Annotated in this window: 28 protein-coding genes; 15 read left to right on the top strand and 13 right to left on the bottom strand. The window is 49.8% G+C overall.

The window, feature by feature from the left end:
• The first annotated feature begins 183 nt into the window (after nt 1-183).
• A complete protein-coding gene (locus tag N6P30_RS22780) occupies nt 184-726 on the top strand; it encodes a GNAT family N-acetyltransferase (protein WP_086581623.1) in 543 nt (180 codons plus the stop codon).
• A gap of 139 nt (nt 727-865) precedes the next feature.
• On the opposite strand, the gene N6P30_RS22775 is transcribed toward N6P30_RS22780, so the two are convergent.
• From N6P30_RS22775 to N6P30_RS22735, 9 genes are all read right to left on the bottom strand, one after another.
• The gene (locus N6P30_RS22775; protein WP_086581624.1) at nt 866-1,333 is read right to left on the bottom strand and encodes a GNAT family N-acetyltransferase; all 468 of its coding nucleotides are present in this window, start codon (nt 1,331-1,333) and stop codon (nt 866-868) included.
• Between the two features lie 448 nt (nt 1,334-1,781).
• The gene (locus N6P30_RS22770; protein ID WP_103142135.1) at nt 1,782-3,542 is read right to left on the bottom strand and encodes a zinc ribbon domain-containing protein; all 1,761 of its coding nucleotides are present in this window, start codon (nt 3,540-3,542) and stop codon (nt 1,782-1,784) included.
• A 4-nt stretch (nt 3,543-3,546) separates the two neighbouring features.
• Nucleotides 3,547-4,260, bottom strand: a complete 714-nt coding sequence (locus tag N6P30_RS22765; protein ID WP_023292750.1) for a hypothetical protein — start codon at nt 4,258-4,260, stop codon at nt 3,547-3,549.
• Nucleotides 4,261-4,653: 393 nt separating this feature from the next.
• Nucleotides 4,654-4,911 (bottom strand): DUF977 family protein, encoded by a 258-nt coding sequence (locus tag N6P30_RS22760; protein WP_023292751.1) that lies wholly within the window; start codon nt 4,909-4,911, stop codon nt 4,654-4,656.
• A 3-nt stretch (nt 4,912-4,914) separates the two neighbouring features.
• A complete protein-coding gene (locus N6P30_RS22755; protein ID WP_023292752.1) occupies nt 4,915-5,334 on the bottom strand; it encodes a PerC family transcriptional regulator in 420 nt (139 codons plus the stop codon).
• Between the two features lie 14 nt (nt 5,335-5,348).
• Entirely contained in the window at nt 5,349-5,894 is a 546-nt protein-coding gene (locus tag N6P30_RS22750; RefSeq protein ID WP_164085559.1) for a replication protein P, read from the bottom strand.
• Nucleotides 5,806-6,864: a DnaT-like ssDNA-binding domain-containing protein gene (locus tag N6P30_RS22745; RefSeq protein ID WP_023292753.1), complete on the bottom strand. Its 1,059-nt coding sequence runs from the start codon at nt 6,862-6,864 to the stop codon at nt 5,806-5,808. Before N6P30_RS22745 ends, N6P30_RS22750 begins: the two co-directional genes overlap by 89 nt.
• 36 nt (nt 6,865-6,900) lie before the next feature.
• A complete protein-coding gene (locus N6P30_RS22740) occupies nt 6,901-7,455 on the bottom strand; it encodes a toxin YdaT family protein (RefSeq protein ID WP_023292754.1) in 555 nt (184 codons plus the stop codon).
• Between the two features lie 2 nt (nt 7,456-7,457).
• A complete protein-coding gene (locus N6P30_RS22735) occupies nt 7,458-7,688 on the bottom strand; it encodes a transcriptional regulator (protein WP_023292755.1) in 231 nt (76 codons plus the stop codon).
• 89 nt (nt 7,689-7,777) lie between these two features.
• Here N6P30_RS22735 and N6P30_RS22730 point away from each other — a divergent pair, with 89 nt between their 5' ends.
• From N6P30_RS22730 to N6P30_RS22705, 6 genes are all read left to right on the top strand, one after another.
• Nucleotides 7,778-8,215, top strand: coding sequence for a helix-turn-helix domain-containing protein (locus tag N6P30_RS22730; RefSeq protein WP_080317437.1), 438 nt, complete (start codon nt 7,778-7,780; stop codon nt 8,213-8,215).
• A 277-nt stretch (nt 8,216-8,492) separates the two neighbouring features.
• Complete coding sequence (locus N6P30_RS22725; protein ID WP_023292757.1) at nt 8,493-8,615, top strand: hypothetical protein; 123 nt, start codon at nt 8,493-8,495, stop codon at nt 8,613-8,615.
• Entirely contained in the window at nt 8,612-8,794 is a 183-nt protein-coding gene (locus N6P30_RS22720) for a DUF1482 family protein (RefSeq protein WP_071788862.1), read from the top strand. Before N6P30_RS22725 ends, N6P30_RS22720 begins: the two co-directional genes overlap by 4 nt.
• 176 nt (nt 8,795-8,970) lie before the next feature.
• Nucleotides 8,971-11,454 carry an exonuclease gene (locus N6P30_RS22715; protein WP_023292758.1) on the top strand — a complete coding sequence of 828 codons (2,484 nt, stop codon included), beginning with the start codon at nt 8,971-8,973 and terminating at the stop codon, nt 11,452-11,454.
• A gap of 52 nt (nt 11,455-11,506) precedes the next feature.
• Entirely contained in the window at nt 11,507-11,752 is a 246-nt protein-coding gene (locus N6P30_RS22710; RefSeq protein WP_071787694.1) for an excisionase, read from the top strand.
• Nucleotides 11,733-12,857, top strand: coding sequence for a site-specific integrase (locus N6P30_RS22705; RefSeq protein ID WP_023292759.1), 1,125 nt, complete (start codon nt 11,733-11,735; stop codon nt 12,855-12,857). Before N6P30_RS22710 ends, N6P30_RS22705 begins: the two co-directional genes overlap by 20 nt.
• A gap of 6 nt (nt 12,858-12,863) precedes the next feature.
• Here the strand turns inward: N6P30_RS22705 and N6P30_RS22700 are convergent, their stop codons facing one another.
• The gene (locus tag N6P30_RS22700; protein WP_023292760.1) at nt 12,864-13,478 is read right to left on the bottom strand and encodes a hypothetical protein; all 615 of its coding nucleotides are present in this window, start codon (nt 13,476-13,478) and stop codon (nt 12,864-12,866) included.
• Nucleotides 13,479-13,598: 120 nt separating this feature from the next.
• Complete coding sequence (icd, locus tag N6P30_RS22695) at nt 13,599-14,849, bottom strand: NADP-dependent isocitrate dehydrogenase (protein WP_023292761.1); 1,251 nt, start codon at nt 14,847-14,849, stop codon at nt 13,599-13,601.
• 117 nt (nt 14,850-14,966) lie between these two features.
• Between icd and rluE the strand changes: the two genes are divergently transcribed.
• The 8 genes from rluE to N6P30_RS22655 all read left to right on the top strand — a co-directional run bounded on the left by rluE (nt 14,967) and on the right by N6P30_RS22655 (nt 22,775).
• Nucleotides 14,967-15,620, top strand: coding sequence for a 23S rRNA pseudouridine(2457) synthase RluE (gene rluE, locus N6P30_RS22690; protein WP_023292762.1), 654 nt, complete (start codon nt 14,967-14,969; stop codon nt 15,618-15,620).
• A gap of 9 nt (nt 15,621-15,629) precedes the next feature.
• The gene (locus N6P30_RS22685; protein WP_023292763.1) at nt 15,630-16,103 is read left to right on the top strand and encodes an NUDIX hydrolase; all 474 of its coding nucleotides are present in this window, start codon (nt 15,630-15,632) and stop codon (nt 16,101-16,103) included.
• A gap of 40 nt (nt 16,104-16,143) precedes the next feature.
• On the top strand, nt 16,144-17,256 hold the full coding sequence (gene mnmA / locus N6P30_RS22680) for a tRNA 2-thiouridine(34) synthase MnmA (RefSeq protein ID WP_260629980.1): 1,113 nt from the start codon (nt 16,144-16,146) through the stop codon (nt 17,254-17,256).
• A 28-nt stretch (nt 17,257-17,284) separates the two neighbouring features.
• Complete coding sequence (gene hflD, locus N6P30_RS22675) at nt 17,285-17,914, top strand: high frequency lysogenization protein HflD (protein WP_008500756.1); 630 nt, start codon at nt 17,285-17,287, stop codon at nt 17,912-17,914.
• Nucleotides 17,915-17,933: 19 nt separating this feature from the next.
• A complete protein-coding gene (gene purB, locus N6P30_RS22670; RefSeq protein WP_008500757.1) occupies nt 17,934-19,304 on the top strand; it encodes an adenylosuccinate lyase in 1,371 nt (456 codons plus the stop codon).
• Between the two features lie 122 nt (nt 19,305-19,426).
• Nucleotides 19,427-20,098, top strand: a complete 672-nt coding sequence (gene phoP / locus N6P30_RS22665) for a two-component system response regulator PhoP (protein ID WP_025911763.1) — start codon at nt 19,427-19,429, stop codon at nt 20,096-20,098.
• Nucleotides 20,099-21,562: a two-component system sensor histidine kinase PhoQ gene (gene phoQ / locus N6P30_RS22660; RefSeq protein ID WP_008500759.1), complete on the top strand. Its 1,464-nt coding sequence runs from the start codon at nt 20,099-20,101 to the stop codon at nt 21,560-21,562. It begins immediately after the preceding gene.
• Between the two features lie 91 nt (nt 21,563-21,653).
• On the top strand, nt 21,654-22,775 hold the full coding sequence (locus N6P30_RS22655; RefSeq protein WP_023292765.1) for a cupin domain-containing protein: 1,122 nt from the start codon (nt 21,654-21,656) through the stop codon (nt 22,773-22,775).
• A gap of 87 nt (nt 22,776-22,862) precedes the next feature.
• On the opposite strand, the gene N6P30_RS22650 is transcribed toward N6P30_RS22655, so the two are convergent.
• Both N6P30_RS22650 and pepT read right to left on the bottom strand, forming a co-directional pair.
• The gene (locus N6P30_RS22650; RefSeq protein WP_023292766.1) at nt 22,863-23,354 is read right to left on the bottom strand and encodes an REP-associated tyrosine transposase; all 492 of its coding nucleotides are present in this window, start codon (nt 23,352-23,354) and stop codon (nt 22,863-22,865) included.
• A gap of 95 nt (nt 23,355-23,449) precedes the next feature.
• Nucleotides 23,450-24,673 (bottom strand): peptidase T, encoded by a 1,224-nt coding sequence (gene pepT, locus N6P30_RS22645; RefSeq protein WP_023292767.1) that lies wholly within the window; start codon nt 24,671-24,673, stop codon nt 23,450-23,452.
• Nucleotides 24,674-24,765 lie beyond the last annotated feature (92 nt).

Raw genomic sequence — 24,765 nt, 5'->3', positions numbered from 1 at the left:
GTTTATACAGTACACTTATGGGGCAGTTTGATCAACGCCTTAACAGCACGAATTGTTAAAGTGTGATTATGTTGTTTACAAACGAGACAGTGGACGGTAATGTCGAAGCAAGTGTTATCCACCCAATAAATTCTTCATTAAATCAGCAGCATATAACTAATCTTTTAATGGAATCGATAAGCCATGACAATAACATCTTCGCCCAGACTCATTCTTCGTTCATTTAAAGAGAGTGATGCTTTAGCACTTCTGGACTATCTTTCTTCCCCTCGCACTCCCTGTTTTCAGGACGAAATGCTCAACTCAGTTGAGGATGCCGTAGAAGAAGTATGCAGAAGAGCAAATGATCCAAGCCAATTTGCTGTTTGCCTCAAAGACTCCGACCTCGTTATTGGCCATCTGTTTGCAGAAAATAGTGGCGAGCCAGATGCTAATACGTGGTCCGTAGGTTGGCACTTTAATCAGCGCTATGAAGGGTACGGGTATGCAACAGAATCAGTTGGGGCCCTGTTTAAATATTTGTTTAACGTGAAACAGGCAAGGCGTATCTATGCGTACGTTGAAGACTACAACCTGTCCTCTCAAAGATTGTGCTCCCGCCTTGGTATGCGACAGGAGGGTTGCTTTAAAGAGTTTGTTTCATTTATTACGGATGAAGGCGAGGAAAGATATGAGAATACATTTGTTTACGCATTATTAAAAAAAGAATTTAAATCAACGAGTTAAATTACGTTTCAAGTACTTATCAGAGTATGTAAGTTTTGGCTGTGCCATATAAATCCCCTGTGTGCAAGGAGCGGACATCCATTGTACTGGTTTGTTGAGCTCAATCAGGCAAACAATGCTGCCTGCTGCAGGTTATTTATTATTTAGCCAAATGTTTTCTCATCAGTGCATTTTCTAATGTAATTCCACGGCAAATAGGAAAACCTCTCTCCACTACATGAAAGCCGTGTCGTAGAAAGAACGCTTCCGCAGCCTTACTTACATTTGAAGTAAGCTCACTAGTTCCATGTTGCCTCGCTTCCTCATGAATGCAGTTCATTAGTAATGTCCCTACCCCCTGTCCTGAATAGGTTCCTGAGACATAAAAATGGTCAATGTACCCATTTGGTTGGAGATCTGCATATCCAGCTATTTCGCCATCAAGCTCTACAACAATAGGGGATAGTTCCCTCATGTGATTGGCCCATTGTTCCTGGTCGATTTCTGCCGGGGCCCAAGCATCAATTTGTTCATGTGTGTAGTAGTCTGATGCGATGGTATGTACAGAAGAATAAAACACGTTAAATAATGAGATTTCATCCCCATTACGGAACCTTCTTATTTTCATATAACCTCATTATGAAAGCTGCTTGTAGAACAATGCTACTTTTTGTGAAACAGGGTGTCATCTCCTCTCTCACAGTGGGCCCATTCCCAGTTAGCCAGTCCGTTCTGTGCCAGAAGCGGATGTTGCTTGCATCGTATAGGCGGGTTAGATGAGTTGGATATATTTGCAACGATTGAAATAAATATTATCAGGACAGCGACACTGTTTCAAATCCGGGAAGCTATTATCCTAGCCAAATCAAAATCCAACTCGCCAGTTGCGACAAATACAATGTATTGATATCTAAAGGTCGATTGTATCGAAAAAGGAGTCTAAGGGAAATGTAATCAATGCGTCAGTGAGGGGGAATGCCCCCTCACTCGACAGAGTGTTTTGTTTATAACATAATTACATTAACATCCCGTAATTATTTTCACATGAAACAACCTGCACTAATAATAATATATATCTAGCCAGAAATGAACTCATCCGCTGCGTTCTTTATGATCCTCGAACGAACATCCTTAATATAAGGAATTGTCATAAGTTCATTTCTTTTTGCTTGAACCACCGACCCAACGGTAGAAAATCGTGGTCGGATTCTCTCTTTCAAGCGTTCACTTATGGACAATCCACTTATGGGCTCTTCAAGCAAAGTACTAACTATGGAAACTTCCACAATTTTGTTGCCACATTCACTACAAAACTTTGCATTTTGTTGTAGTGGAGCATTACATTGTGAACAGGTCTCGGTCGGCAACAAAAGTGAATCCAGATAGGTTTTTATTTGTGAGTCTGATGATGAGAATTCACGGTAGTCAGTAAGGCTTAATCGAGCTATAGCATCTGAAGTTTTTGGAGTATCAAATCCTTTTTCAGTAGCCATTATAGCTAGATTGATCATATAACGTGGCCCTGTTCCGCTAGCTATTTTAACAGTCCCAAGCTGAGATACCATGCCTGAATAGCTCAGAATATCTAAAGCAAGCTTCAAATTAGGTGACATATCGCGTTGTAGAGTAAAAAACACTGACTGATACTCACTTTTTGTCTTCCTATGATTTTTAGTCCTTACTTCTGGAATAATATAACCTCTCAGTAATTCTAGCCCAACTCTAATATGCGATGAATACTTAGGAAGTCTTTTAGAAAGGCTCTGATGATACGGAATTAATGCTTGATCGACATAGTTCTGGACTGCCAATCCTACAGAGCGTTCTGAAAGGGAAGTATTACTAGATAGCGCGCTATTTAATATGTGCAGTAATGCTCTCGGGTTACCATTTGAAAGATCAATACAAAGATCAAGTTCTGCCCCTCTTGTAAATATCTTCTTTCTTAAATTGCTTGTTTTCGGTAATCGTTTTTCAAGAATCGAGCGAAAATGCAAACGATTCTCACGACGCCCAGATTCACCGGGATCGAATCTAACTACTGGTAAAACTATCGCATCCTGACCAACTTCAAAATTGCGACCGTAATTAGTGACTGTTGGATAAACTGCAGCTTTGCAGGCAACCATACCCCCATGTAACAGCTTGAATATTTCGAAGAAAATATTCTGTTGGGTAGGGATGAAAGTGTGTGCTGCCTCGTCAAAAAAGAAAATTATTTTTTTAAGTGAAAATAAATTCGCTATATCTTTTATTATGTTTACTAGGAAGCTGGTATCTTGGGCTTTTGCTAGAAAATCTTCACCTATTTGGTCAAGAATTTCGGCATGTGAATTTCGACTAAAAGCCAATTTTTGAAGTAAATGGATTTTCTCCTCGAGCATTGCTTTTGTTTCAAGTACTGAAGATACTCCAAAAACTCGCTGATAAGGGTCCGCTACTCCAGTTTTTGCAATTAGATTTAATGCAAGCATTTTCTCATGCAATGCTTCTAAAATTTTTATATTTACCCAAATCTGAAAAGCATCTCGTTCATCAGCTTTAACACCTTCAAGTAAAGTGCTGGTTTTAAAATTTACATATACGCCAAGTTTTTTATCTACAGAAAATTCTTTGTCTAACTCAATTTCAGCCATGCGGAGAAGCATGGATTTTCCAACACCTCGAGCACCTTCAAGCAGGTTGGCCCCACTCCCTTTTAACGAGTCAATAATGCGCCGTTCAAAATCACCTAATACAGATACCATCTTAATTTGGTCGTATAACAAATCCTCACATCTTGCTGTTTGGAGGAGGTCTTCTCCGCTCAGTTGTATTGTTGTGGTTTGCATGCTCATATATTTAAGTCCTTTTGATTTGAGGAAATATAGTGCAAATCGTTTGCTCAAGCTCTGAGAAACGTCCAAACAGTAGGCATATAACAGAGTTTTGAGTATCGATAATTAGTTGTAGATGTTCTAATAGCCCATTTGTAATGGTAGAAAATCTCTCCGGTGCTAATGCAGGTAGATCGGCAATTTTTCCATGAACGGTGTTACTTAGGATTCTGTAAAGTCTTTGAAAATTTACCTGATCGCAAAAGCATGAATTTTCCGACTCCCCCCTTAATTGCTTCATATACTCGTTATAACCAGAAGAGTTCAAGTGTGTAACCATAGCAGAGAAGCTTAAATCCTGATCACATTTTTTCCATCCCCAATATTCCTGTGGCATATCCCACATGTATATGACAGAAAGTCCAAGCTCAAATGCTCTCCTTATGGACATTCGTGCCGGAACAATAAGGCCGATTGAATTAAGGTACATTGCAATCGCAAAGTCACTGAAAACCTCATCAAGTATCTCAGCACACCCAGTTTTATGAGCATCTTCTTTATATTTTTCTATTAGTTCAGCTTTAAACGTGCTAATTATTCTAGAATTAAGATCTATCGTATCTAAAAGAGGTGCTGTTGAAGCATTAACAGCCTCTTCTAAGTTGTCACCAAACTTACCATGTAACGCGCCGAGGAGGTCTTGTAAAGGTTGCCGAGGAGCATGGATGTCTTCTGCCAAGATGAAGTTCCTTATAATTAGTTATGCTCAGTTTTATAGAGTTGAAGTACATTATAAAAGTCTTCATTCAAAGTTAAAGAACTCTTGAATTAAACATTTATATTTCAAGGTAACCACTTGTTTTTTAACATAAAAAAAAATAAAAAACTTACCATTCAAATGCGAAAAATGTGTCTTTGATACAGCTAATAGCAAAGAAAGATTAGATGCAACTAAAGGTAAACGTATGTAGAAAGATAATGGTTCGGTGCAGCAGGATATCTATCAAACCGTCTTGACTGTGGCTGAAAATGGATTGACTACTGAGTGACACTCAGCTTCCGCTCCTCGCTCATAGCGGACCTTCAAGAGCATAGAGATGCCGCGGCTAAGCGGCATTTTCATCTACTACATTCACCTTACTTTCTGGTGTGTGAAGCGTTTCAGGTCGAAATCGATTATTGTGCGTTGGTCACGGAAAATGCCGCAACGACCGTAGCGAATCAATTCGCCCCGTGCAATGGCTATTCGTATGTATTTCTCTGCGGTGGTGCGATGCAGATCGAACATCCCAATGACTTCTTTCGTCGTGATACGGCCATGCTTTTTCACCAACTCAATGATCCTTGATATGATTTGGTTGCGTTCACTCTGTGTTTTTGGTCTCGGCATCGGTTACGCCCTCCCCGCCTGACGCAGGCAGTCTTTACGACGCTTGGCGATACGGGCGACCTCAACAGCACTACCAGCTATGCCAAACATTTCTGAATACACCGCAGCTGCTCTTCGCCACAGGCCTTTTGCCTCAAGCGCCTTCGCTTTCTCCTCTGCGGCCTGCATCCTGACTGGATCGCTTTTTTCCGCCATACACGGAAGGATTACATCCGGAATATCCGCGTCTGGTACCACCTCGTATGTGTACTGAACACTATTCCGGGAACGAACGATCACGCCTTGGTCGCTTAAGTCACGAAGCAATTTGCCAGCTGTTGCACCTGACATATCCAGTGCCTCTGCAACATCGCCTACGGCGCAGTTCGGTTGGTAGCGCACAAACACTGCTACCTGCTGTTTTTGTGTTAATGCTTTGGTCATTGGTCAATGCTCGATTAGTTGGTTAAACCTGCCGCTTTACGGCGTTGGTACTCTTCTATCAGCAGCTGTGCCGGAGTTGGCCCTGCCGGATGCTGCGGTGCAGCTAGCTGCCGACGGATTGGAGGAACCGAAAGCCCGTTGCTTACGTGCTTCGTCCATTTGGTTAATAACTTCTCTGCCAGTTTTTTAAGTTCCCCCTCGGTCATCTGACGCTCAACACCAGTTCTGCGCATTTCGATGCAGATGTGATACAGCACCGGCTGCGGCCACGGATATTTGTCACTACCCGAAAAACGATACGACTCGTTACGCCAGCGTCGGTATTCACTCATCACCCGGTCGGATGTCAGCCCGAACGGATTTGCGCCACTCTCTGAAACCAGCGAAACGAACTCAGCAAGATTTGGGGGCCATGTATTACCTAATGCGCAACGGTCCATGCATTGCTGACAAACCAGTTTGATCTGTGCCTCAGTCATCGAACCTATCTGAGCTATCCACAGGGCCGTGGGTTCTGCCCCATTCTTCTGCGTCCAGCGGTTCGAGAAGATTTCCCCCATCACCTGCCATAACCGCCACGCTGTCTCCGTCGCCATCAAGTCCGTTGCGGCGTCGCCACTCTGCGTGTGCTGACTGTATTTGCTGGACAACTCGGGATGCTGCTGGCTGTGGTCGAACTGATGCATTCTCGGTACCTCCCGTTTGTGGTGCTTTCAGAACCTTTGCGCGATCCAGGTGGCGAGCGAACTTCTGCTCCCACTGAATTTGATGAAACACTTTCCCTTCGGCTTGCCAGTAAGCGATGAAGCTGCTCAGTTCGGCTTCGATATTTATGCCCGCCTTGATCGGCATGCCCCACAGATTTGCCTGTCGAGCAAAGTCGGCTGTTGGATTCCAGTTTTTAAACATCCGGAATTTGCCGAATGGCTGCTGTAGCCCAATTCCGATACCTGGCTGATCCGGATAATCAGGAATGACAGGTTCGACCAGTTCTCTATGTGTGGGGTTTAGATCTTTATGGTTCCTTGGTAGATTCCGTGTCCCGTTTTTGGGACTGTTTAAAGGGAAAAACGGTACTCTTTGGTTAAATTCTGAACTGTTAACAATCCCGTTTTTGGTACCCTTATCACCTGAAATAGTCCCGTTAATGGCACTGTTTGTATTAACAGTTCCGTTTTCGGTACGGTTCAAATTAACCGTCCCGTTTTTGGGATCCTCTAAAGAGTTCCGTTTTTGGGTCTGTTCGGCATCGGGGATGCTTTCCTCAACACCGAGCAGCTTGTACACAGGAATTTGCTTTGTCCTGCCGCGCCGTTCACCTGTGTCGACAACCAGGCCGATTTCCTGCAGATGCTGCAAGCCTGCAAGCACCGTCTTTCTGTCCATCTCAGTAGCCTCTGCAAGCGCAGCGACGGATGGGTAAGCGCACAAGTCAGCGCCGCACATATCAGCCAGCCAGGTCAGGATCGCCTTACTGGAGGATTTTCCGGTCTTAACTTTCTTGGCCCACCGCATTGCATCAATGCTCATGAAGCCTCCGGGTTGAATTCATTGGTCAAAACTCGATTAAAAAAATTGCGGCGCTACGGCGCTGATACTCGCCAGTAGTGGTCCCGCCGCGTCAGCAGGTAACATGTTGAATAAAGCGATTGCCGCTTCGCGGATCTCCTTCTCAAGCTTTTGCAGCGGTGCGCCCAGCAACTTCGCCTGATGTGCCTCACTGCATTCTTTGATAGCGCTCGCCACCAGTTCGGCTTCCGTTCTGGCGTTACTGAGTCCATGCTTTCTGGCTATCTCAATAGGCATAGCTGCGAGGATTGCGCCCGACAGTTGTATAACGTAAGCAGTATATTTCTCCGACCCTCCTTCATTTTTCAGATAACGGAATAAATTCTGCTTATTGACCGCAATGCCGCGGCCCCCTTCCTTCGCCCACTGCTCAGCCACCAGCTGAGCGATTTTTTCCTGCGCCTGACCGGGCAAAGTGGATTCCCACTCCCGAACTGCAACCTGTATTGAACGGTGCTTAAACCTATCTCGCCGATGCGCCATAAATTGATTTTGAGTTTTCAGCGGTCCGGTCAGGCGTTGGTTATGATGTGGATATGTAGCTGACTGCATGATTAAGCCTCCTTCTGAGGTAAACCATCTGTTGCGTTGGGATAGAGGTCTGGACGTAATTCATGCGGGGTGACTTCCCAATCCAAAGCTCTGCATGCGTTTAAAACTTCTGTGCTTGCTACCTGAGTACGGAACCAGACAGATACAGTCTGCGAGTTTTTACCTAAGCGGCGAGCCAGTTCTGTTTGGCTGCCACACAGCGAAATAATTTTTTGTTGAATGTGTTCTTTCATGCTTCCTCCCAATTTATGAATCACATGATTGATAAATAATTTGTCAGTGTCAAGAAACTTAATCAATCACATCTGATAAGAAAGTTTGTATGCTTGCTTATGGGTTTGATTTGGATACGAACATGAACTTCGAAGAAAGACTGTTACGAGCTCTTGATGAAGCCGGGATATCTCAATCTGAGCTGGGCCGCAGAGTGGGGGTAAACTCACAAACGGTTAGTAACTGGTGCAATACAGGTAATTTTCCTCGCAAGGAAAAGTTGGCTTTATTCCCGGAAGCATTAGGTAAGCCACTGTATTGGTTCTTTTTATCTGATGAAGAAGAGGCGCATCTTAAGGCAACCAGCGAAAGCAAAACGGTACTGAACGAGAAACAAGCTGCGTTGTTGGAAGTTTTTGATCAGTTACCTGAAGTTGAACAAACCAGGTTCATACAGCTGGCCAGCGACCGCCTCGAAGAGCTCGATAAATTTATGGCTGAATTTCTCAGCAAAAGGAAGATTGAGCCCGCTCCAACCAAAGACTGATAAAGAACACTCTAAGGGCCGCATTTAGCGGCCTTTTTTTGACCCTGACATCTCCTCTACCTCCTTCAAAAATCATCAATGCAATTATATATGTCAATTCAATATTGACCTTTGACATATTTATTTGTAGTCTGAATTTAGAAAATCAGTCATCAAGGCAGGACGCCCATGAAGTAGCTGCCGGCGGCATACGAAACACCGGATGAGATGGCAAGACAATCGCGCAGCAGGTTTACCGTTCCGCCAGCCTGGCGTTAAAGGCACACAGGAGTTAACCATGATCGATTTCGCACGCAAAAAAGCTGGCTGCCAAGCCGTTCGCTTAAATCTATTTGAAGTGCTGGTCCGTAAGCTTTGCTACTTACTGGCGCAAAAAGGCAACCCAGAGTTAAAGTCATGAGCTCGTTCTTTGTCTTGATTGTTACCGTCTGCGCCCTCACCGGGGAATGCTCAGACATCATGCTTGGTGTTTACCAAACAGAAGCTGATTGTGATACAGCTGCCAAAGAGCAGCACGTTAAAGGAGTGTGTTACCCATATAAACCGGCTGGAGACCAACAGCCTGCTTTCAATTTTTAATCGAGTTATGACCAATGGCTGTTACCAGCCCCTAAAAGCACAAAACCCGCGCAAGGCGGGTTAAGTACCCGGTCAGCCGACCAAAGCTTTCCGGAATCGAGTTTTGACCAATGACCACTACCCAAGGCGGCAATCACTAGCTGCGGGTATCTTACAACCAAAATTAAGGACCCGATATGGAATTCTTTCATTTAATCAAGGCAACACAGAAATCCGGCAAAGAAGATGCCGTTATCTGGTTCACGGCTAAATCAGAAGCACGAGCCAATTTGCAGCTGGATGTTGAGCTGGAAGATGCTGGCATTGAAACCGGCCGGGGCAAGGATTATAGCAAGCCTGTCCGTACCGATTTCCCTGTTTACAACGACCTACCGGAAGAATGCACAGTGGATTACACCTGGTGCAAACGCTACGAACTCCAGGACGATGGACGCACCTGGCTGCCAAAGGCTGGTGCGGAGTCTACTGGAGCCGTGGACAACAACACTGCCGCTCCGGAAGCGACCACTACAGTTGAAACCATCGTCGAGAGTGTCCCGCTTCAAAACCGCACTCCCGCAGTACGTTTTGCCGTTCATCTGACCAGCGACAAGTATCAATCACACATCACAAAAGAGCAGCAGCTGGCTGCCAGCGAAATGTCACTGGATGAAGGCAATACCTATCTTAAGAACCTGCTGCTGGCGAAGAGCGACATCCCTGAAGTTGCCGAACTCAGCCTGAACGCTGAGTGGAAACTTGTTCAGGCGATTAAGCAGGTATTCGCGCCAGATGAAGCGCACGAAACTGAAGATATCGCTGCATTCATGGCTGACTGGGCTAAAGCAGATGTCAGCGATCGCAACAAATTAGTTGAAGACTGGCGCAGTGGCAAATTTACCCCTCTGAAATCTGAAAGCACCAGTGACACCGGCGTTATAGCAGGTCAGGGTCTTGAACATGATAACGGTATCCAGATTGACGAGAATGATGACGAAACCACACGTTATCCAGTCGTTCGCATGCCCTTCCGCAAGCAGCTACTCGGCCAGTTCACCTCCGACGAACTGCGCCACCACATTACACGCGATGAATACGAAGGGATCAGCGCGCTGGAGATGGACACTGACAATAGCTATGTCCAGAACCTGCTGCTGGCGGCAGAAAACTGCGAACAGGTTAAGGGTTACGACACCAAAGACCTGTGGCGCTATACCGACGCCATTCGCAAAGTGTTCAGCCAGGAAAAGCGTCACGAACTCGCTTTGGTTCTCCGATTCACCAGAATCTGGTCGGCGACTGATTACATTGACCGCGGCCTGCTGGTAAAAGAATGGGCCAAAGGCAATCGCGTTGCAGAAATACAGCGTACTGAAAGCGGTACGAATGCTGGCGGAGGCAACAAGACCGACAGAAACCCTGACCTTAAACATGATCTCGACACTCTCGATTTAGAGATTGCGCTGGCCACGTTACCAATGGATTTCAACATTTACGATATCCCTGGTGGTGTTTTCCGTCGGGCTAAAGAGATTGTTAGTAAGAAAGAAAGTCCGTTCAAGGAATGGTCTAAAGCCCTTCGTGCAACCCCGGGAGTTTTGGATTACTCGCGTGCGGCTATCTTTGCACTTATCCGTAGCGCTCACCCAGAACATTATCTGTATCCGGCACGTCTCAGCGGATTCATTAACGCGAACCTGACTGAAAGCGATCATTCTGCACCATCAGACGAAACTCTTGTTGCGGCACGCCATAACCCGGAGGTGAGCTGGACAAACGAGATAGTGACTGATTCTGCTTTTGAAACTGGCGGCCAGAATGAAGGTGCGCAAGTCGACGGCGGCACGCTGCCGGTTCTCGAAAAAGTTGGTAATGGTCTTTTTTCTATTGAAGGGCTGGCCACCAGCAACGCTGTAAATGTCCAACAAAATACCGCGGCGGAGTACGTTGATAATGTGCAGATGGAAGAAACTGGCAATGATGAAACCCCGGACGATGCTGCGTTATCAGAAGGCACGGAAGAAACTATCTCAGGCGCAAGCACTACTGAGACTTATAGCAGCACAACTGCCATAAATAATGATTCCGGTCATCATAATTATACCGACCCTGAAATGCTCTATACACACCTTATGATCGACATTGAAGCTTTTGGTAAAAAAGCTGATTCACCAGTCGTATCTATCGGGGCCGTGTTCTTTGATCCATCTACAGGTAATACCGGATCGGAATTTTACAAAGTTATTAGCCTGGAATCAGCCATGGCCAGCGGCGGAGTTCCGGATGCATCTACCATTATCTTCTGGCTAAAAGCTTCGCCCGAAGCGCGCTCTGAGTTGGTAATGGATGACGCTATTCCGCTCGATGATGCATTACTGCAGCTAAATGAGTTTATAGGCGAGAATGCGGTTAACGGCCCTGATTCTGTTCAGGTCTGGGGTAATGGTGCCACTTATGACAATGTCCTGCTTGAGGCATCTTATGACCGTACGGGGATCCCCTGCCCATGGAAATTCTGGAATAACCGGGATGTAAGAACCATTGTCGAGTTGGGTAAAGCCGTTGGCTGCAAGCCTCGCTATGAGATCCCATTTGAGGGAGAACCTCACAAGGCTATTTCGGATGCTCTTCATCAGGTCAAATACGTGTCAGCAATCTGGCAGCGTCTGACTGAACACTGATTTTTTAATATCAGAAAATGGCCCTGATATGGGCCATTATGAGGTAAATCACATGCTTCAAATGCTGACTTTAGAAGAATGGGCTGCGGAAAAATACCGGAGTAATCCTCCAAGTCTGAATACTTTACGCCGATACGCCAAAGAGAGCATGTTCACTCCCCCGGCCACCAAAGAAGGAAGATACTGGCGGGTAAGAGAAGATGCCGAGATTACAGGTAATTTAACCCAGCCCGTTATTAAAAAATCTGATTCTCCTATGCTTCAAAGGATACTGTCTGATGGCTGCTCGACCACGTAAAAACAACGTCAAGATACCTAATCTCTATCCGCTATACAGTCGGAAGGTAAATAAAATTTACTGGCGCTATAAACATCCCATTACAGGTAAGTTTCATAGTCTTGGAACTAACGAGGCCGAAGCAACAGCAATAGCAATCGAAGCGAATGAGAGACTGGCTGAACAGCGCACCAGGCAGGTTTTGGCTATCAGTGACAAGATCGCCACCAGCAAAGGAAAGGCGATAACAACAAATACTTGGTTGGATCGATATTGGAAAATTCAGGATGAAAGACTTGAGAATGGTGATATCAAGCCGAACACTCATAAGCAAAAGGCTAAACCAGTAGCCCTGCTTCGTGAGAGCGTAGGAATGAAATTGATTTCATCCGTCGATGTTCGAGATGTTGCCCAGATACTGGAGTCCTATGTTGCAGAGGGCCAGCCAAGAATGGCACAAGTCATACGCTCAGTCTTGATTGATGTATTCAAAGAAGCCCAGCATTATGGCGAGGTACCGCCGGGTTATAACCCGGCTCTTGCTACAAAACAACCGCGCCGGCGGATTACTCGACAGCGTCTAAACCTCGACGAATGGCAAAAGATTTTCGAGATAGCTGATGCCCGCCACCAATACATGGGCAATGCAATGCTATTGGCACTCGTTACCGGTCAACGCCTCGGGGATATTTCCAACATGAAGTTTAGCGATATTTGGGATGACCATCTTCATGTCGTTCAGCAAAAGACGGGGAGCAAGCTAGCGATCCCCCTATCCCTAAGGCTTAACGCGATCGACTGGAGTTTGAGGGATGTAGTTGCGCGTTGCCGTGACTATGCAGTGAGTCCATACCTAATCCACTTTTTCCGGGCGACTTCAATGGCAGAAAGAGGGGCACAGGTGAAGTCGAACACATTAACGATGAATTTCAGTAAGGCTCGTGATAAAGCAGAAATAAATTGGGGGGATGGCACACCTGCTACCTTCCATGAACAACGCTCTTTAGCGGAGAGATTATATAAAATACAAGGAATTGACACGAAAAAGCTGTTGGGACATAAATCCCAACAACAAACAGAACGCTACAATGATGATCGCGGGAAAAATTGGACCATAGTGGTTTAAGACTTTTTAATCGGCCCCAACATACAATTTCTTATCATGCGATTCTTTATCGAATCGCTTAATATTTTCTAATATTTTTATCAATGCATGACTCGTTTTCTCTTGGCCAATTGCCACAGCATTCATAAAATAAGCTATCCGTACCCATGATTTGAAATGATCATTTTCTAATTCAGAAGAAACAGGGATCATATTATTAATGATATCATGTTGACTTTTACAGTACGCTTGAATCTTTAACACATTTTCTTCGCTTAAGCCACTATCTTTGATATGGGAAATTAACGCAGTCAACGATTTTTGATTTTGCTCGTAGTCGGTGCCGTAGAATCTTCCAGGTCTACTTGCTACTGGAAAATCTTGGCATGTATGATTTAAGAAAAAAATTAAAAACTCTCTTAAACGTCTTTCAACTTTAATCAGTTTTCTTCGTTCATCTCTTTGTTGCCAAACTTCGAAAACCTTAAGAATAATAATAAGATCTACACATACCCCAATGAATTCCGGAATTAAATTCCCTACAAAATAAGTATTATCATTTCCAAAGTGAGCAATTAACGATAAGCATATTAAGAGCAGAATTAATAGAGCTGTAAAAACATTCTTTGAGATTCTATCCATGACATTACTTCCAGAGCTGTTTTGATAACTTGTTTTGTTAAATTTTTGATAACCATTCGAAAACTAATAATAAAAACGGGAACCAACAGGCTCCCGTTCTATTTTAGGCCAGATTCTGAACTACATGTTCGCGATAATCGCGTCGCCAAACTCTGAGCATTTCAGCAGCTTAGCGCCTTCCATCAGACGTTCGAAGTCATAGGTTACGGTTTTCGCGTTGATCGCGCCTTCCATACCTTTAACGATCAGGTCTGCGGCTTCGAACCATTCCATATGACGCAGCATCATCTCTGCAGACAGGATGATAGAGCCCGGGTTCACTTTGTCCTGGCCTGCGTATTTTGGTGCAGTACCATGGGTAGCTTCGAACAGGGCGCACTCGTCACCGATGTTCGCGCCAGGGGCGATACCGATACCGCCAACCTGAGCTGCCAGGGCGTCAGAGATGTAGTCACCGTTCAGGTTCATACAGGCAATCACGTCGTATTCCGCAGGACGCAGCAGGATCTGCTGCAGGAACGCATCGGCGATTACATCTTTAATGACGATCTCTTTGCCGGTGTTCGGGTTTTTGATCTTCTGCCATGGGCCGCCGTCGATCAGCTCACCGCCGAACTCTTCTTTCGCCAACTGGTAGCCCCAGTCTTTGAACGCGCCTTCGGTGAACTTCATGATGTTGCCTTTGTGAACCAGGGTCACAGAGTCACGGTCGTTGGTGATCGCATATTCGATGGCCGCGCGCACCAGACGCTTGGTCCCTTCTTCGGAGCACGGCTTAATGCCGATACCGCAATGCTCAGGGAAGCGAATTTTCTTCACGCCCATCTCTTCGCGCAGGAATTTAATCACTTTCTCTGCATCAGCAGAGTCCGCTTTCCATTCGATACCCGCGTAGATGTCTTCTGAGTTTTCGCGGAAGATGACCATGTCGGTCAGTTCTGGGTGCTTAACCGGGCTTGGGGTGCCCTGATAGTAACGAACCGGACGCAGACAGACGTACAGGTCCAGCTCCTGACGCAGTGCCACGTTCAGGGAACGGATACCGCCGCCAACTGGCGTCGTCAGTGGGCCTTTAATAGCAACGCGGTAGTCGCGGATCAGGTCCAGCGTTTCTGCTGGCAGCCAGACGTCCTGGCCATAAACTTGCGTCGATTTCTCACCGGTGTAAATTTCCATCCAGGAAATTTTACGCTCGCCTTTGTAGGCTTTCTCAACAGCGGCATCAACCACTTTCAGCATTGCCGGGGTAACGTCTACACCGATACCATCACCTTCGATGAATGGAATGATCGGATTGTGAGGAACGTTAATCTTGCCGTTTTGCAGGGTGATCTTTTTACCTTCCGCCGGAACAACTACTTTGCTTTCCATTAACCTCTCCTTCGAGCGCTTCTGGTTGTTACTGATCTTATGTTAATAAATTGTAATGAGCCCTTCGATAGTACCTGATTGTCCGACGCCATGAAAGGTCTTCGTTATTAGGCTATAATGCGGCAATTGATAACGCCTGAAAATACCATGAAGAAAACTTCTTTTACAAAACACCGGCTTGAGCGATTCAGCTCGCGACAAGCCGCCAGACGACCGCAAGAAACCCAGCCAAAGCGGGTGATTCTGTTCAATAAACCCTACGATGTTTTGCCGCAGTTCACCGATGAAGCCGGACGCAGCACGCTTAAGGACTACATCCCGGTTCAGGGGGTCTACGCGGCCGGGCGTCTGGACCGCGACAGCGAAGGCCTGCTGGTCTTGACCAACGATGGCGCCTTACAGGCGAAACTCACACAGCCGGGGAAACGCACCGGCAAAATTTACTTCGTCCAGGTAGAAGGCGAGCCGGATGATGAGACGCTGGAAAAATTGCGCAAAGGCGTCACGCTCAACGACGGTCCCACCCTGCCGGCAGGTATTGAACGCGTGAATGAACCGGAGTGGCTGTGGCCGCGTAACCCGCCTATCCGCGAACGCAAATCGATTCCGACAAGCTGGCTTAAAATCACCCTTTATGAAGGCCGCAACCGCCAGGTTCGGCGCATGACCGCACACGTCGGCTTCCCTACCCTGCGTCTGATTCGCTACGCCATGGGCAGCTACACCCTGGAAACGCTGGCAAACGGTGAATGGCGGGACGTTACCTCCTAAGGAGTCACTATGTTTAAACCTCATGTCACGGTTGCCTGCGTGGTCCACGCTAAGGGTAAATTCCTGGTTGTCGAAGAGAGCATTAACGGCAAAGCGCTGTGGAACCAGCCTGCCGGGCATCTTGAAGCCAATGAGACCCTGCTGCAGGCAGCGAAACGCGAGCTGTGGGAAGAGACCGGCATTCACGCTGAACCCCAGCACTTCATCCGTATGCACCAGTGGATCGCGCCCGATCACACTCCGTTCCTGCGCTTTTTATTTGCCGTTGAGCTTAGCGAAACGTGCGCCACAGAGCCGCAGGATGACGACATCGATCGCTGCCTGTGGGTTACCGCCGACGAGATCCTGAACGCGCCAAACCTGCGCTCGCCGCTGGTTGCGGAAAGCATTCGCTGCTGGCAGTCTGCTGGCCGCTTACCGCTGGATGTCATCGGCGCATTCAACTGGCCGTTTACAGAGGGTGCCAATGGTGGGGGGGCGTGATAGAATACGCCGCCTTGAAGTTCAATGTCGTGAGTATTCCATGTCAGATAATAGCCAGAAAAAAGTGATCGTCGGCATGTCCGGCGGTGTCGATTCCTCCGTTTCCGCCTACCTGTTACAGCAACAGGGCTATAAGGTGGAGGGCCTGTTCATGAAGAACTGGGAGGAAGATGACGGCGAGGAATACTGCACTGCCGCAGCGGATCTCGCCGATGCGCAGGCCGTGTGCGATAAGCTCGGCATTGAACTGCACACCGTTAACTTTGCCGCAGAATACTGGGACAACGTGTTTGAACTGTTCCTCGAAGAGTACAAAGCGGGCCGTACGCCGAACCCGGATATTCTGTGCAACAAAGAGATCAAATTTAAGGCCTTCCTGGAATTCGCCGCGGAAGATCTGGGCGCAGACTACATTGCGACCGGTCACTACGTGCGTCGCGCAGACGTGAATGGTAAAAGCCAGCTGCTGCGCGGTCTGGACGGCAACAAAGATCAAAGCTATTTCCTCTATACGCTGAGCCACGAGCAAATCGCCCAGAGCCTGTTCCCGGTCGGCGAGCTGGAAAAGCCGCAGGTGCGTAAAATCGCCGAAGAGCTGGACCTGATCACCGCGAAGAAAAAAGACTCCACCGGCATCTGCTTCATCGGCGAGCGCAAATTCCGCGATTTCCTCGGACGTTACCTGCCCGCACAGCCGGGTAAAATTGTCACCGTCGACGGGGAAGAGATTGGCCAGCATCAGGGGCTGATGTACCACACCTTAGGCCAGCGTAAAGGCCTGGGTATCGGCGGGACGAAAGAAGGTAGCGAAGATCCGTGGTACGTGGTCGACAAAGATGTCGAAAACAATATTCTGGTTGTTGCTCAGGGTCACGAACATCCGCGTCTGATGTCCGTTGGCCTGATCGCGCAGCAGCTGCACTGGGTCGATCGTGAGCCGCTGAAAGGCACGCTGCGCTGCACGGTGAAAACACGCTACCGTCAGACCGATATTCCTTGCACCGTTACCGCGCTTGATGACGACCGCATTGACGTGCGCTTCGACGAGCCGGTCGCCGCCGTCACCCCGGGTCAGTCCGCTGTCTTCTACAGCGGCGAAATCTGCCTGGGCGGCGGGATCATTGAACAGCGCCTGCCGCTGCCCGCTGTTTAACAGCGTTTGCACACATAAAGGAGACCGTGTGGCGAAGAACTACTATGACATCACCCTGGCGCTGGCGGGAATTTGCCAGTCAGCCCGTCTGGTGCAACAGCTGGCGCATCAGGGTCATTGCGACGCTGATGCCCTGCACGTTTCACTCAATAGCGTCATCGACCTCAACCCCGGTTCGACCCTGGGCGTGTTCGGTGGCAGTGAAACCAATCTTCGTCTCGGTCTTGAAACCCTGCTTGGCGTGCTTAACGCCAGCAGCCGTCAGGGGTTAAACGCAGAGCTGACCCGCTACACGTTGAGCCTGATGGTGCTGGAGCGTAAGCTGAGCGCAGCAAAAGGCGCGCTGAATACCCTGGGCGATCGCATTGCCGGGTTACAGCGTCAGCTTGACCATTTTGACCTGCAGTCCGACACGCTGCTGAGCGCCATGGCCGGCATTTATGTTGACGTCATCAGCCCGCTGGGCCCACGGATTCAGGTCACCGGCTCCCCTGCCGTGCTGCAAAGCCCGCAGGTACAGGCAAAAGTACGCGCCTCCCTGCTGGCAGGGATCCGTGCCGCCGTACTGTGGCACCAGGTTGGCGGTGGCCGCCTGCAGCTAATGTTTTCTCGTAATCGCCTGACCACTCAGGCAAAACAAATTCTTGCTCATTGTTAACCTCCCGGAGTTGCGAATTATGGAATTATCCTCACTGACCGCCGTATCCCCTGTCGATGGACGCTACGGCGATAAAGTCAGCGCGCTGCGCGGGATCTTCAGCGAATATGGTTTGCTGAAGTTCCGTGTTCAGGTTGAAGTACGCTGGCTGCAAAAGCTGGCCGCCCAGGCAGCAATCAAGGAAGTTCCTGCTTTTGACGAAAAGGCAAACGATTACCTTGATAAAATCGTTGCCGAGTTTAGCGAACAAGACGCCGCGCGTATTAAAACCATTGAGCGCACCACCAACCACGACGTGAAGGCGGTTGAGTACTTCCTGAAGGAGAAAGTGGAAAGCGTTCCTGCGCTGCACGCCGTGTCTGAGTTCATTCACTTCGCCTGTACGTCTGAAGACATCAACAACCTCTCTCATGCGCTGATGCTCTCCACCGCGCGCAAAGAGGTGGTGCTGCCTTACTGGCGTAAAATCATCGACGCGGTGAAAGCGCTGTCCGTGGAATACCGCGACATTCCGCTGCTCTCCCGTACCCACGGCCAGCCAGCCACCCCATCCACGATGGGTAAAGAGATGGCGAACGTCGCGTACCGTATGGAGCGCCAGTACCGTCAGCTGGAACAGGTTGAAATTCTGGGCAAAATCAACGGCGCGGTCGGTAACTATAACGCCCACATCGCCGCGTATCCGGAAGTGGACTGGCACCAGTTCAGCGAAGAGTTCGTGACCTCGCTGGGCATTCAGTGGAACCCGTACACCACCCAGATTGAGCCGCACGACTATATTGCGGAGCTGTTTGACTGCATCGCGCGCTTTAACACCATCCTGATCGACTTCGATCGTGACGTGTGGGGCTACATCGCCCTGAACCACTTCAAGCAGAAAACCATCGCCGGTGAAATCGGCTCTTCCACCATGCCGCACAAAGTGAACCCGATCGACTTCGAAAACTCCGAAGGTAACCTGGGTCTGGCGAACGCCGTGCTGCAGCATATGGCGAGCAAACTGCCGGTATCCCGCTGGCAGCGCGACCTGACCGACTCCACCGTACTGCGTAACCTGGGCGTGGGCATCGGCTACGCGCTGATCGCGTACCAGTCCACGCTGAAAGGCGTGAGCAAGCTGGAAGTGAACCGCGATCGTCTGCTGGACGAACTGGATCACAACTGGGAAGTGCTGGCGGAGCCGATTCAGACCGTGATGCGTCGTTACGGCATCGAAAAACCGTACGAGAAGCTGAAAGAGCTGACCCGCGGCAAACGCGTTGATGCCGAAGGTATGAAGCAGTTTATCGACGGCCTGGCGCTGCCGGAAGAAGAGAAAACCCGCCTGAAGGCGATGACTCCGGCGAACTACATTGGCCGCGCCATCACCATGGTTGACGAGCTGAAGTAATCTCCTCTCCCCCTTTCCGCCCGGAAAGGGGGTTGCTTTTCCCCGGTTTACTCAATGTTTATCCCCACAGCAACATAATCAGCGTTAAACTATTCATACTATTTATTCTGGGAGAAAAGATGATGCGCGTACTGGTTGTTGAGGATAACGCATTGCTACGCCATCACCTGAAGGTTCAGCTTCAGGAGATGGGACATCAGGTGGACGATGCTGAAGATGCAAAAGAAGCCGATTATTATCTCAATGAACACCTGCCGGATATCGCCATTGTCGATTTAGGGTTGCCTGACGAAGACGGCCTGTCGTTGATTCGTCGCTGGCGCAGCCACGATGTTTCCCTGCCGGTTCTGGTGCTGACCGCTCGTGAAGGCTGGCAGGATAAGGTTGAAGTGCTCAGCGCGGGTGCAGATGATTACGTCACTAAGCCGTTCCATATTGAAGAGGTGGCGGCCCGCATGCAGGCGCTGCTCCGTCGCAACAGCGGGCTGGCGTCGCAGGTTATTTCCATCCCGCCTTTCCAGGTCGATCTCTCCCGCCGCGAGCTCTCAATTAACGATGAAGTCATCAAGCTGACCGCATTCGAATATACGATTATGGAAACGCTGATCCGCAACAGCGGCAAGGTGGTGAGTAAAGATTCTTTAATGCTTCAGCTCTACCCTGACGCTGAACTGCGCGAGAGCCATACCATTGACGTGCTGATGGGACGACTGCGTAAGAAAATTCAGGCCCAGTACCCGCAGGATGTGATTACCACCGTCCGCGGTCAGGGCTACCTGTTTGAATTACGCTAAATGAGACGGATTTTGCGTCATCTTCTGCCCCTCTCACTGCGGGTTCGTTTTTTACTGGCAACGGCTGCGGTGGTGCTGGTGCTGTCGCTCTCCTACGGCATGGTCGCCCTGGTGGGGTACAGCGTCAGCTTCGATAAAACGACCTTTCGTCTCTTACGCGGCGAAAGCAATCTGTTTTATACCCTGGCGAAATGGGAAGATAACCGAATCACCGTCGAAATGCCGGAAAACCTTAATCAGCAAAGCCCCACCCTGGCCCTGATTTACAACGAAAAGGGAAAGCTGCTGTGGGCGCAGCGCGACATTCCGTGGCTGGTCAAGAGCATTCGTCCGGAGTGGCTTAAAACCAACGGGTTTCACGAAATTGAAGCCGATCTCAACACCACCAGCTCGCTGATCCGGGAAGATCGTTCCCTGCAGCAAAAGCTGAACGAGATCCGCGCCGACGACGCCGAAACGGAGATGACGCACTCCGTTGCGATTAACCTTTATCCGGCGACGCTAAACATGCCGCAGCTGACCATCGTGGTGATCGACACCATTCCGGTCGAGCTGAAGCGTTCTTATATGGTCTGGAGCTGGTTCATCTACGTTCTGGCGGCAAATCTGCTGCTGGTGATCCCGCTGCTGTGGATAGCGGCGTGGTGGAGCCTGCGCCCCATTGAATCACTGGCGAAAGAGGTTCGCGAGCTGGAAGAACATCATCGCGAAAAGCTAAATCCGGAAACCACCCGCGAGCTCACCAGCCTGGTGCGAAACCTCAACCGCCTGTTGAAAAGCGAACGCGAACGCTATGATAAATACCGTACCACGCTTACCGATCTGACCCACAGCCTGAAAACCCCGCTCGCGGTGATGCAAAGCACCCTGCGTTCAATGCGCAGTTCGAAGCTGAGCGTCGACGATGCCGAGCCGGTGATGCTGGAGCAGATCAGCCGTATTTCCCAGCAAATTGGCTATTACCTCCACCGCGCCAGCATGCGTTCCGGTAGCGCCCTGCTGAGCCGCGAGCTGCATCCGGTCGCCCCGCTTCTGGATAACCTCACGTCCGCCCTCAACAAGGTGTATCAGCGTAAAGGGGTGAATATCAGCCTCGATATCTCGCCAGAGATAAGCTTTGTGGGTGAAAAAAATGACTTCATGGAAGTGATGGGCAATCTGCTGGATAACGCCTGCAAATACTGTCTGGAGTTCGTGGAAGTGTCGGCGCGCCAGACGGATAACGAACTGCATATCATCGTGGAGGATGATGGCCCGGGGATCCCGCGCAATAAACGTGATGTGGTGTTCGATCGCGGTCAACGCGCCGATACGCTACGTCCTGGCCAGGGCGTTGGATTAGCCGTCGCCCGTGAGATTGTCGACCAGTACGACGGGAAAATCGAAACCAGCGAAAGTTTGCTGGGCGGCGCGCGAATGGAGGTCATTTTTGGTCGCCAGCAGCCCACATCGAACGATAGTTAACCCGTTATGTGAAAAATGCGAGGATCTCGCAGCCGGGGGGCTGAGCTTCCGTTATAATCCGAGTCAGTAAGAGCCTGCGGAATAAAAAAATATGGATTATCACTTAACGCTTAACTGGCCCGAGTTTATTGAACGTTACTGGCAAAAACGCCCGGTCGTTCTGAAACGCGGGTTCAGCAATTTTGTCGACCCTATCTCGCCTGACGAGCTGGCCGGTCTGGCCATGGAAAACGAAGTCGACAGCCGCCTGGTCAGCCACCAGGACGGGAAATGGCAGGTTAGCCACGGTCCTTTCGAAAGCTACGATCATCTCGGTGAAAACAACTGGTCGCTGCTGGTACAGGCTGTCAACCACTGGCATGAGCCGACGGCCGCCTTAATGCGTCCGTTCCGCGCCCTGCCCGACTGGCGCATGGACGATCTGATGATCTCCTTCTCCGTGCCGGGCGGCGGCGTAGGCCCGCATCTGGACCAGTACGATGTGTTCATCATTCAGGGTACGGGCCGCCGCCGCTGGCGCGTGGGCGAAAAAGTGCCGATGAAGCAGCACTGCCCGCATCCGGACCTGCTTCAGGTTGACCCGTTTGACGGGATTATCGACGAAGAGCTGGAGCCGGGCGACATTCTCTACATCCCGCCGGGATTTCCTCATGAAGGCTACTCCCTGGAGAACTCCCTCAACTACTCCGTCGGGTTCCGCGCGCCAAGCGGCCGCGAGATGATCAGCGGTTTTGCCGACTATGTTCTGCAGCGCGAGCTGGGCAGCTATCGTTACAGCGATCCCGACGTGCCTGCGCGTGAGCACCCGGCAGACATCCTGCCTGCGGAGCTGGATAAGCTGCGCGGCATGATGCTGGATCTGATCAACGAGCCGGAACATTTCCGTCAGTGGTTTGGCGAGTTCATCAGCCAGTCCCGCCACGAGCTGGACGTTGCGCCTCCGGAGCCGCCGTATCAGGCGGACGAGATTTATGATGCACTTCAGCAGGGCGACAAGCTGACGCGCCTGGGCGGGTTGCGCGTGCTGCGCATTGGTGAGGACGTGTTCGTCAACGGCGAGAAGCTGGACTCTCCGCACCGACCGGCGCTGGAATCGATTGCCAGCCATCTGGTGCTGACTGCGGATACCTTTGGCGATGCGCTGGAAGACCCGTCCTTCCTCGCGATGCTGGCCGCGCTGGTCAACAGCGGGTACTGGTTCTTTGAGGACTAAGTCGTGATATTTGCCGGGTGGCGGCTTCGCCTTACCCGGCCTACATTCGGATCGTAGGCCCGGTAAGCGTAGCGCCACCGGGCGTTTTTATCGCCGCTCCCCCGCGGCAAAATCCTCAATCTCTCCTGCCCAATCCACCGGATACAACCCTTCAGCCACGTCCCGATGAAACGTTGAATACGGCCAGTCGCTGACTTTACCCACATAGCCGTGCTTCAGAGGATTGACATAAATGTAATCCACATGCCGCCGGTAGTCCTCTTCGTTGCGGATAGTATGCTCCCAGAATCGTGGCTGCCAGATATAGCGCATGTCGATGCTGCGGCTGAATGTCTTTTTGATATCCCGCCAGCGGGCGGAAAAATCACTGTCCCCGTCCGGTAGGGTCCAGATACAGTGCATATGTTCAGGCAAAATAACCCACGCGTTGATGGTGAAGGGCTTCGCACGCTTAACCGTTGAGGTGGCGGAACGCAGGTTATCGATATGGCGGGTAAGCAAATCGCTCTGACGGTTTTGCAGGTTAACGGTGAAAAACCAGGTGCCACCGGGGACGTAATGGCGACGGTAGTTTGACATGGGCACTCCTTGCCTCATTGCCGGGTGGCGGCTTTGCCTTACCCGGCCTACATTCGGATCGTAGGCCCGGTAAGCGCAGCGCCACCGGGCATTTTTTAGCGTTTAGCGGTCAACTCAGCTATCCGCACTATCACCTTCACCGCCTTTTCCATCCCTTCCAGCGTCACAAACTCATGTTTACCGTGGTAGTTATAGCCACCGGTAAACAGGTTCGGGCACGGTAGTCCCATAAACGACAGCTGAGAACCGTCGGTACCGCCGCGAATCGGTTTTAATATCGGTTCAATATCGCAGTCGCGCATCGCCTGCTGGGCGATATCGAGAATATGCGGATGGGCCATCACCTTCTCGCGCATATTGTAATAGCTATCTTCGATAATGAGCTCAATATAGCAGTCAGGGTGTAAACCCTTCCCAACCTTCTTGGCGATCTCCATCATCTTGCGCTTGCGCGCCTCAAAGGCTTTACGGTCAAAATCGCGGATGATGTAGTGCATCTGCGCGCTGTCCACGGTGCCTTTGATGCTGGTCAGGTGATAGAAACCTTCATACCCTTCGGTCTGTTCGGGGCTCTCTTCCGCCGGGACTTCTGCATGAATACGCGACGCCAGCGACAGCGCGTTGACCATGACGCCTTTCGCCGAACCGGGGTGAACGTTGTTGCCGACAATTTTGATCGTGACTGACGCGGCATTGAAGTTTTCATACTCCAGCTCACCGACGCCGCCACCGTCGACGGTGTAGGCCCACTGGGCGTTAAAGGCGTCCACGTCGAAGTGCTTCGCGCCCTTGCCGACCTCTTCATCCGGCGTAAAGGCCACGCGGATATCGCCGTGCGGAATATCGTTGCCCTTCAGCACCGCCAGCGCCGTCATGATCTCCGCGATGCCCGCTTTGTCATCCGCCCCCAGCAGCGTTTTACCATCGGTGGTGATCAGCGTCTGACCGAGCAGCTGGTGCAGCACCGGGAACATCACGGGCGAGAGCACTTCGTCGCCAATGCCCAGCGCAATGTCGCCGCCGCGGTAGTTTTCAACAATCTGCGGGTTCACATGTTTACCACTAAAATCCGGAGAGGTGTCGACATGGGAGATAAAGCCAATCGCCGGAATGTCGCCCGGGACATTCGCCGGCAGCGTTCCCATCACAGTGCCTTTCTCGCTTAACGTGACGTTGACCAGCCCCATGGCGTCAAGCTGCTCTTTAAGCAGGTTTAATAGCTTCCACTGGCCTTCGGTGCTCGGCACCTGGCGAACACCCGGCTTAGATTGGGTATCCAGCGAAACGTACTGTAAAAAACGCTCAAGTAATTTATCCATGCAGTCACCCTCACTTTTTGTGACAACATTATCAATAAGCATCAAAACGCAAATATTGCGTCAGGTCACTTTTATCCCGCAAACGAGAATAT

It is taken from the genome of Enterobacter sp. PL1, assembly GCF_945957325.1.
Taxonomy (GTDB): Bacteria; Pseudomonadota; Gammaproteobacteria; order Enterobacterales; family Enterobacteriaceae; genus Enterobacter; species Enterobacter roggenkampii.
Note: the sequence above shows the minus strand (reverse complement) of the source record. Positions and strands in the feature narration are given on the sequence as shown.

What these genes read in the sequence shown, in the direction of transcription:
- N6P30_RS22650 (WP_023292766.1), bottom strand. Translation starts at nt 23,354, where the DNA reads ATGTCAAACTACCGTCGCCATTACGTCCCCGGTGGCACCTGGTTTTTC.
- N6P30_RS22745 (WP_023292753.1), bottom strand. Translation starts at nt 6,864, where the DNA reads ATGAGCATTGATGCAATGCGGTGGGCCAAGAAAGTTAAGACCGGAAAA.
- N6P30_RS22780 (WP_086581623.1), top strand. Translation starts at nt 184, where the DNA reads ATGACAATAACATCTTCGCCCAGACTCATTCTTCGTTCATTTAAAGAG.
- icd (WP_023292761.1), bottom strand. Translation starts at nt 14,849, where the DNA reads ATGGAAAGCAAAGTAGTTGTTCCGGCGGAAGGTAAAAAGATCACCCTG.
- N6P30_RS22655 (WP_023292765.1), top strand. Translation starts at nt 21,654, where the DNA reads ATGGATTATCACTTAACGCTTAACTGGCCCGAGTTTATTGAACGTTAC.
- N6P30_RS22715 (WP_023292758.1), top strand. Translation starts at nt 8,971, where the DNA reads ATGGAATTCTTTCATTTAATCAAGGCAACACAGAAATCCGGCAAAGAA.
- N6P30_RS22710 (WP_071787694.1), top strand. Translation starts at nt 11,507, where the DNA reads ATGCTTCAAATGCTGACTTTAGAAGAATGGGCTGCGGAAAAATACCGG.
- pepT (WP_023292767.1), bottom strand. Translation starts at nt 24,673, where the DNA reads ATGGATAAATTACTTGAGCGTTTTTTACAGTACGTTTCGCTGGATACC.
- N6P30_RS22730 (WP_080317437.1), top strand. Translation starts at nt 7,778, where the DNA reads ATGCTTGCTTATGGGTTTGATTTGGATACGAACATGAACTTCGAAGAA.
- N6P30_RS22755 (WP_023292752.1), bottom strand. Translation starts at nt 5,334, where the DNA reads ATGACCAAAGCATTAACACAAAAACAGCAGGTAGCAGTGTTTGTGCGC.
- N6P30_RS22685 (WP_023292763.1), top strand. Translation starts at nt 15,630, where the DNA reads ATGTTTAAACCTCATGTCACGGTTGCCTGCGTGGTCCACGCTAAGGGT.
- N6P30_RS22725 (WP_023292757.1), top strand. Translation starts at nt 8,493, where the DNA reads ATGATCGATTTCGCACGCAAAAAAGCTGGCTGCCAAGCCGTTCGCTTA.
- N6P30_RS22740 (WP_023292754.1), bottom strand. Translation starts at nt 7,455, where the DNA reads ATGCAGTCAGCTACATATCCACATCATAACCAACGCCTGACCGGACCG.
- purB (WP_008500757.1), top strand. Translation starts at nt 17,934, where the DNA reads ATGGAATTATCCTCACTGACCGCCGTATCCCCTGTCGATGGACGCTAC.
- N6P30_RS22735 (WP_023292755.1), bottom strand. Translation starts at nt 7,688, where the DNA reads ATGAAAGAACACATTCAACAAAAAATTATTTCGCTGTGTGGCAGCCAA.
- rluE (WP_023292762.1), top strand. Translation starts at nt 14,967, where the DNA reads ATGCGGCAATTGATAACGCCTGAAAATACCATGAAGAAAACTTCTTTT.
- mnmA (WP_260629980.1), top strand. Translation starts at nt 16,144, where the DNA reads ATGTCAGATAATAGCCAGAAAAAAGTGATCGTCGGCATGTCCGGCGGT.
- N6P30_RS22705 (WP_023292759.1), top strand. Translation starts at nt 11,733, where the DNA reads ATGGCTGCTCGACCACGTAAAAACAACGTCAAGATACCTAATCTCTAT.
- N6P30_RS22775 (WP_086581624.1), bottom strand. Translation starts at nt 1,333, where the DNA reads ATGAAAATAAGAAGGTTCCGTAATGGGGATGAAATCTCATTATTTAAC.
- N6P30_RS22770 (WP_103142135.1), bottom strand. Translation starts at nt 3,542, where the DNA reads ATGAGCATGCAAACCACAACAATACAACTGAGCGGAGAAGACCTCCTC.
- N6P30_RS22720 (WP_071788862.1), top strand. Translation starts at nt 8,612, where the DNA reads ATGAGCTCGTTCTTTGTCTTGATTGTTACCGTCTGCGCCCTCACCGGG.
- N6P30_RS22700 (WP_023292760.1), bottom strand. Translation starts at nt 13,478, where the DNA reads ATGGATAGAATCTCAAAGAATGTTTTTACAGCTCTATTAATTCTGCTC.
- N6P30_RS22750 (WP_164085559.1), bottom strand. Translation starts at nt 5,894, where the DNA reads ATGGGGGAAATCTTCTCGAACCGCTGGACGCAGAAGAATGGGGCAGAA.
- phoQ (WP_008500759.1), top strand. Translation starts at nt 20,099, where the DNA reads ATGAGACGGATTTTGCGTCATCTTCTGCCCCTCTCACTGCGGGTTCGT.
- phoP (WP_025911763.1), top strand. Translation starts at nt 19,427, where the DNA reads ATGCGCGTACTGGTTGTTGAGGATAACGCATTGCTACGCCATCACCTG.
- N6P30_RS22760 (WP_023292751.1), bottom strand. Translation starts at nt 4,911, where the DNA reads ATGCCGAGACCAAAAACACAGAGTGAACGCAACCAAATCATATCAAGG.